The sequence below is a fragment of the Clostridium sp. genome, assembly GCF_036660475.1.
Taxonomy (GTDB): domain Bacteria; phylum Bacillota; class Clostridia; order Clostridiales; family Clostridiaceae; genus Clostridium_J.
In genome coordinates, this window is sequence record NZ_JAVXAO010000011.1 from 134865 (window position 1) to 142095 (window position 7231).

A 7231-nucleotide genomic window follows, 5' to 3' on the forward strand; every position below is an offset into this window, starting at 1 on the left:
GTGTGAGTAAAATAATTTCATGCTATTTTGTACTTTGAGAAAGGGAAAATAAATGTTTGAAAATATGAAAAAGAAAAATAACAAAACACATATATTAGTTATTTTATTAACTTTATTGTCATTTTATTTAGTTATTATTTCACTCAATAATTCATATGAAAAAGAAGTTAAATCAATTATTGCAATAGTAATGGTATTGTCACAATTAGCAATTTTAGCACTAATTGTATGGGTAATAAAAACTAAAGACGATAAAATAAAAAAAATTTCTGAAGCTAAAAATCAACTAGATTTCATTACAAGTAAAATTCAAGGTGGAGTTATAGTAAATTCATTAGAGGATGGACTACCAATAATATATGTAAATGATGGTGCCTGCAACTTGACAGGATATTCAAGTGATGAATTTGTATCTAAATATAGTGATGAGTTTGTATATGAAAAGGATAGGGATAAATACAATAGTATAATATATAAAATTGCTAATAACCATGTTGATGAATATGAAATGGAATATAGAATAAAGAAAAAGGATGGGAATTTACTTTGGGTTTTAGAGCGTGGAAGTATCGTTGAAAATGAAAAGGGCAAGAAAAAATTACAAACTGTTTTTTTTGATATTCAAAAACAAAAGGACTTCGAAAGAGAACTTATGGTGAAAGAAGACTTATATGAAGTTGCAGTTAAAATATTTGGCTTATCCATGTTTGAGTATGATGTATTAAAAAAGGAAGTTTCAGTATATAAGAATTCTAAAGAAAATAAAGGTTTAAAGTTGAAGGAAACACAACCTCTTTTATCGGCAATAAATAGTTGGACTGAAAATTTAGAATATAGAAGTATACTTGAAGAATGTTATAGAAAAATAGATGAGGGTGAGAACACTGCTGAAGCCATTACAAAACAAACACATAGTAATGGAAAAGAAATGATAATGAGCACAAAACTTGTTAGCATTTTAGATAATGGAAAACCTATTCGTGCTATTGGGGTCGTAAGTGATGTAACTACTCTTCATATATTGAAAAATGAACAAGAAATAACTGAACTACTCAAGTCGGATACAGATCTAACTTGGAAAGTTAATGTTAGTAAAAATATACTTAAACATGGAAATATTAAATGGCTTGAAGGGTATGGCATTGAATTAGGTATGGATTGCGATAAAATAATTTCAAAAATTTCCAGTTATGCCATTCATCCAGAAGATAGGCAAGGGGTTGTTAATAGTCTGAAAAATAGTAGTTTGCTAGAGCTATTTACTAGTGGAATTTTGAATTTAACTATAGAATATCGACGCTTATTAACTAATGGAACCTATGTATGGACAAAGCTGCAATTAAAAACATTTAAAGACACTTATACAGATAATATAATGGCAGTCGGATATACTGAAAATATAAATGAGCGTAAATTGAATCAGTTAGAATTGTTAAATAAGGCTGAGCATGATGGATTAACTGGTATGTATAATAGAGAAACTGCTAAAGATATGGTAACAGACTATTTAAAAACCAGTGCAAATAATGGATATAAAAGTGCATTTATAATATTTGATATTGATTATTTTAAAAATGTAAATGATAAATTTGGACATGTTTCTGGAGATAAAGTTTTAAAGAAAATATCAGATACAGTAAAATCTCTTTGTAGAGAAGATGATATTCTGAGTAGAATTGGTGGAGATGAATTTATTGTATTTATGAAAAATATTAGTGATGAAACCACAGTTATGATTAAAGCGAGAGAAATGGTTCAAACACTAAATTATTACTATAAAGACAATGGTGAAGAAATGAATATATCTATTAGTATGGGGATTGCCTTCTCAAGCTCTGAAAACAATACATATGAAACCCTGTATGAAAGTGCTGATAAAGCCTTATATAAAGCGAAAGGAAATGGTAGAAATGGATATTCAGTTTTTGGTAGTGAAATTGATGACTTTGGGGTAGGAATTCTTCGCTGAATCTTTTGAAGAAGCTACCCAGACATATTGAATTGGATAAAAATTTAAATTTAAAAATAGTATAAATAAGAAATTAATTTTGCATTGTATAGGTTTTGTGTAATTTTATCCTTTGATTATTGTAAATAACTCAGTGGTAAAATACTAAGAAGAAAAAAATGGAGAAGGATTTGGATAGGAGTAATAATATGAAAAAGAGAGCTATTATCATCCTTATTATATGTGTTGCATTTTTAGGGCTGTTTAACGTTTTTTTCAATATTTATATTGAAAATACAAATAAAAAACTATTGTCAGAAACTGAATCAAATTTAAAAGAGCTTAACAAGCAAACGTCAATTAGAATTAATCAAAAATTTAAAGATAATCTCAAAATTTTAGAGGCTTTCTCAATAAGCGCACCAGATTTAAATAATTTAAGTGATGAAGAAAAAGTAGTTGTATTACAATCCTGGTGTGAAAAAAGTGACTTTTCTAGAATAGGATTATCACAAGTAAGCGGACAAACCATAACGTCGGATAATATCACATTTGATATGTCTGAAAGCTGGTACTACAAACAATCTATTCTAGGTAGTAATGCCATTAGTGAGCCTTTAATCGATGTAAGCGGCTCAGACCAACTTGTTCTAGTTTTTTCGGTTCCTGTTTATACAAATGGGGTTGTAACCAATGTGTTGTATGGTGCCTATAGATTTGATTTGTTAGCTGAAATCTTACGATTGCAGCTATTTGATGGTGAAGGATATCAGTATATTATGGGTAATGATGGCCGTGTACTTATTCATTCTAATGAGGGTGAAATACAGTCGAATTTATTTATGGATATGAAAGTTCATGATGATGAATATCGAGAAGAAATTATAAGTAGTATCCAAAAGAATCAAACAGGTAGCATTGTATATAATACACCAAGTGATGTTAAGCGATTTGCTATATTTTCACCTATCGTGTCATCATATTGTAAAGAAGAACTTAATATTGTCAGTGTGATAAATTATGAAACAGCTTTTGGACATGCTCAAAATTTAATAACTCAATTGGTTGATTTTATGATAGTTTTAGCTTTTATATATATGATAATAGTGGGTTATATTTTATATTCTCAAAATAAAGCTAAAGAAAAATTAAAAAAAATTGCTTATTATGATAAATTATGTGGCGTTTTTAATGAAAATGGATTCCATAACTTTTATCGAAATCATATATACTGTAAGCCGTTAAGCTGTTGTTCAATTTATTTAGATATAGATAATTTTAAATCTATAAATAATGAGTTGGGATACGAATATGGTAATCAAGTTTTACTATACATATGCGAACTTTTTAAAGAAGTATTTGGAGAAGATACAGTAGTATGTAGGTTTAAAGCAGATATATTTGGTGGATTTTATTTTTATAATACTCAAGAAGAAACCATTAACAAGATTGAGGAATTTCTAAAACATATCGATGAAAAGTATTCAGAACAAAAAGAAATTATACTCTCCATTGGAATATATTTTCCAGAAGATAATACAGAATCCTTTGAAAATGTTTTTGACAAACTTAGCTTAGCAAAAAAGAGTGTAAAATCACTTAGACATACTCGTTATGCTATTTATAATGACAGCCTATGGACAAATTCAGTAAAAGAAATATATATTGCTGATGAATTAAAAAAGGCTATCAGCAATAAGGATTTGGAGATATATTATCAGCCGAAATTTGATATAGATAACTTAAAGGTAGTGTCCTGTGAAGCATTAGTACGATGGAAACACCATGAAATGGGCTTTGTAAGCCCTGATACATTTATATCTATTGCAGAAAAAACCCAACAAATTTTGCAGGTTGGTAGATTCGTATTTGATAAGGCTTGTAGTGACTTAGCGGAATTAATAGATAGAGGTTATGAGCCTGTTCCCGTAGCTGTTAATATTTCAAAATTTGAGCTTTATCAAACGGATTTAATTGATTTTATAATTGCTACAGTAGAAAAATACCACATAGATTACAACATTCTAGAGCTTGAAATAACAGAATCAACGGCAGTAAATGATTATGAAACAATTTATACTGTTGTCCAAAGAATTAGAGCACTTGGTATTGGGATTTCCATTGATGATTTTGGAACTGGATATTCATCCCTTAGCACTTTGCAAAATTTTAAAGTTGACATCATCAAGCTGGACAAGTCGTTTATAGATCATGCCACAGTTATTCCAGAAAGCTTTAAAATATTAAAAAGTGTAATAAGCCTATGCAGAGATCTTGGGTTAAAAACTGTTTGTGAAGGCGTTGAAACGGATGAACAGTTAAAAATGTTAAAATGCTTACATTGTGACTATGGACAAGGCTATATTTTTGCAAAGCCAATGCCATTGAAAGACTTTGAGAACTTTACATATAAAGTATTACCATGATAAAAGGCTCATAGCTCATTAGGTGGCTCACGCCCTTTGAAAACAGGTATTTATAAAATTAATCAACCTAAGTGTTACAAATTTCCTTGACCAGGTAAATTAAAGTTGTAACACTGGTTCGAAGAATCTAGCATAATAAGATTTAAGAAAGCGGTGTTACAAATTTCAAATAAAAAATAGCCCTAAAATTAGCATTTTACCTAGAGGACTCAAACCTTGTTGGCTCTAAGGCTACATGGAGGTAAGAACATAAAAACATAAAAACATAAAAACACAGAAATTCGGATAATTTTAAATGGCAAATATAAAATTTAGTTTATAGCTTAAGATTTAATTTGTAGGTAAAGCGAAACAATTAATAATATTTGATCTTTGAAAATTGAATAGTACGGTATTTATAAAATATGTTATAATTACTCGTAATTGTATTTAATTCAAAATAATTATTTAGAAAGTGTTTTATTTGAATTATTATATAGTATAATTTAAAATTTTTGATGTTAGAAGTTAATGTAATAGGAGAAGAAAAATGAAGAATAAAATAGTGAAGATAATATTTTTAGTAGTAATTTTAATGATATTAGCAGGTGTAATTCTGAATTTATGTCCAGGACTTGAAGCACAATTGCATAGAATTACTGGATGGAATTAATATTTGATATATGAGGAGGTTTTATGAAGAAGAAAATTATTATAGCAATTGCTATTGGACTTTTAGTATTTGCTGGCATAAGAGTTTTTACCTCTTGTTATGAAAATCAGCATAGAGAAAAGAAAGTAACGCAATATTATAATATTATGTAGATAAAATTAAATATTGAATTAATTAAAATACCGTACTATTCAAAAGTGAATATGCGGTATTTTTGCTTCGCAATTCAAGGAAAATACGAATTAAAACACATTAAAATCACTTCTGAAGTAATACGATATTCTGATTCCCTGACTTTATTTTCTTTCTACAATTTCACCATTATTTTTCAAAATACTCTTCTCTGGAATATAACCCCTTATAGAACTTAATGGATAAACAATACTATCTTTTCCTATTATTGTCCCTGGGTTTAAAACTGAGTTACAGCCTACTTCCGCTAAATCGCCTACAATTGCACCAAATTTTCTTAAACCAGTTTCAACAATATCTGTACCGTATTTTACTTTTACTAATGTTCCATCGGACTTTAAATTGGATGTTATTGCACCTGCCCCCAAATGGGATTTATACCCTAATATTGAATCACCAACATAATTGTAATGGGGAACCTGCACTTTGTTAAAGAGGATTGAATTTTTAATTTCAGTTGAGTTTCCAACTATAACATCATTACCAATGATAACATTGTCTCTAATATAAGCAGAATGCCTGATTTCGCAATTATAACCTATAATCGCTGGACCTTTTATAAGAACATTTTTTTCTATAGTAGTGCCTTTGCCAACCCATACAAATTCCTCTATTCTTTCAAAATCGCTTGGCAGACTTTTTGCGTATTCAAAAATGAAATTCCTGATTTTTGTAAGGGCTTCCCAAGGGTACTTAACCCCTTTAAATATGGCTCTTGCATCTAATTCTTCAATGTTTAATAGTTCATTTACAGAAATTTTCATTATAATCCTCCTCTAATTTATTTCTTCATTTAATACAATTCTTCATCAGTTTTCAAATTTACTCTTGATGATGTAGAAATTTCAAACCGCTATAATTCTATCCAGTACCTTAAAACTTTTTTACCTGTCTATTTAGAAATTATAGTATTTTCTAATTTTCCTCCATTGTTTTCAATGATTTTCTTTGAACCTGTATTATAAAGATCACATGTTATCAATACTCATATTTATAAATTTTTCTTTAAAACAACTATCTGGTTTAACTAAATTACACATCCCCATCTATACTTATTATTCTGAAATCCTTCTATAGGTGGCAACTCTATGACATTATAAACCAATTATAACATATTTTAAACGGTACGCATTTTCAAAATATGTTATAACTGGTCATAATGGTATTATATGGTGAATTGAACATTGTGGGGGGATATTTATGGGTGATATTAAAATGAATGTTTGGAATAAAATTTATTCGGATACTTATGGGTATTTAGAGAAATAGGATGAAGCAATCATAAGCCTAGTGAGAGAACATAAAATTAAAACAGGTCTTGATGTAGGAGCAGGTAACGGGAGGCATTCAATATTTCTTGCTAATGAAGGAATAAGCGTAAAGGCTATAGATATATCAAAAGAAGGTTTAAAACTTTTAAGTAAAAATGCTGCAAGTATTGGTTTGAACATTGAGACAGAGGTTATTTCAGTATTTGACTATTATGATAGCAACAAATATGATTTAGTTCTTTCTACAGGTGGAGCACTTAATTTTTTAACCAAAGCGGCTTCAATTCAAGTTATTCAAAGGCTAAAAGATAATGTTCATGAAGGTGGATATATGTATATTACAGTATTCACAATTAATGACAGTGCATTTAAGCATCAATGTGAACTTGCAGAGACAAAACAGGATGATACATATTATTCTAGCAAGTTAGGTACATGGGTAACAGGGTTTAAGAATAATGAATTAAGAATGCTATTTGAAGATTGGGAAGAAATTAAGTATTTTGAAGATAATATTTTAGACAATGGACACGGCGAACCTCATTATCATCATACAGCAGGAATATTAGCAAGGAAGGTATAAAGAGGATGCGGAAGTAAAAGACGAGAGCATTATAGATACACTATTAGATTTAGCCAATTACTCTATCATGACTATTATTGAAATAGAAAATAAAGATAAAGAGTAATAAAATGGTACCTATAGACCGGACACATATAAAAAAAGTGTCTAGTTTATAGG

6 protein-coding genes are annotated in these 7231 nt (G+C 29.0%); 5 read left to right on the forward strand and 1 reads right to left on the reverse strand.

Translation table 11 applies throughout. The features are described from left to right. The first annotated feature begins 64 nt into the window (after positions 1–64). The 4 genes from RSA29_RS14930 to RSA29_RS14945 all read left to right on the forward strand — a co-directional run bounded on the left by RSA29_RS14930 (position 65) and on the right by RSA29_RS14945 (position 5178). The gene (locus tag RSA29_RS14930; protein ID WP_346944587.1) at positions 65–1969 is read left to right on the forward strand and encodes a diguanylate cyclase; all 1905 of its coding nucleotides are present in this window, start codon (positions 65–67) and stop codon (positions 1967–1969) included. Positions 1970–2127: 158 nt separating this feature from the next. After that, positions 2128–4374, forward strand: a complete 2247-nt coding sequence (locus RSA29_RS14935; RefSeq protein ID WP_346944588.1) for an EAL domain-containing protein — start codon at positions 2128–2130, stop codon at positions 4372–4374. Between the two features lie 529 nt (positions 4375–4903). Next, positions 4904–5026 carry a hypothetical protein gene (locus RSA29_RS14940; protein ID WP_346944589.1) on the forward strand — a complete coding sequence of 41 codons (123 nt, stop codon included), beginning with the start codon at positions 4904–4906 and terminating at the stop codon, positions 5024–5026. Between the two features lie 23 nt (positions 5027–5049). Further along, on the forward strand, positions 5050–5178 hold the full coding sequence (locus RSA29_RS14945) for a hypothetical protein (protein WP_346944590.1): 129 nt from the start codon (positions 5050–5052) through the stop codon (positions 5176–5178). Positions 5179–5322: 144 nt separating this feature from the next. On the opposite strand, the gene RSA29_RS14950 is transcribed toward RSA29_RS14945, so the two are convergent. Next, entirely contained in the window at positions 5323–5982 is a 660-nt protein-coding gene (locus RSA29_RS14950; protein WP_346944591.1) for a UDP-N-acetylglucosamine pyrophosphorylase, read from the reverse strand. Between the two features lie 526 nt (positions 5983–6508). On the opposite strand from RSA29_RS14950, the gene RSA29_RS14955 reads away from it, so the two are divergent. Then, positions 6509–7072, forward strand: a complete 564-nt coding sequence (locus RSA29_RS14955; protein WP_346944592.1) for a class I SAM-dependent methyltransferase — start codon at positions 6509–6511, stop codon at positions 7070–7072. The last annotated feature ends 159 nt before the right edge of the window (positions 7073–7231 follow it).

Bases quoted from the DNA above. Each gene is read 5' to 3' on its own strand.
- RSA29_RS14950 (WP_346944591.1), bottom strand. From the start codon at position 5,982: ATGAAAATTTCTGTAAATGAACTATTAAACATTGAAGAATTAGATGCA.
- RSA29_RS14935 (WP_346944588.1), top strand. From the start codon at position 2,128: ATGGAGAAGGATTTGGATAGGAGTAATAATATGAAAAAGAGAGCTATT.
- RSA29_RS14940 (WP_346944589.1), top strand. From the start codon at position 4,904: ATGAAGAATAAAATAGTGAAGATAATATTTTTAGTAGTAATTTTAATG.
- RSA29_RS14930 (WP_346944587.1), top strand. From the start codon at position 65: ATGAAAAAGAAAAATAACAAAACACATATATTAGTTATTTTATTAACT.
- RSA29_RS14945 (WP_346944590.1), top strand. From the start codon at position 5,050: ATGAAGAAGAAAATTATTATAGCAATTGCTATTGGACTTTTAGTATTT.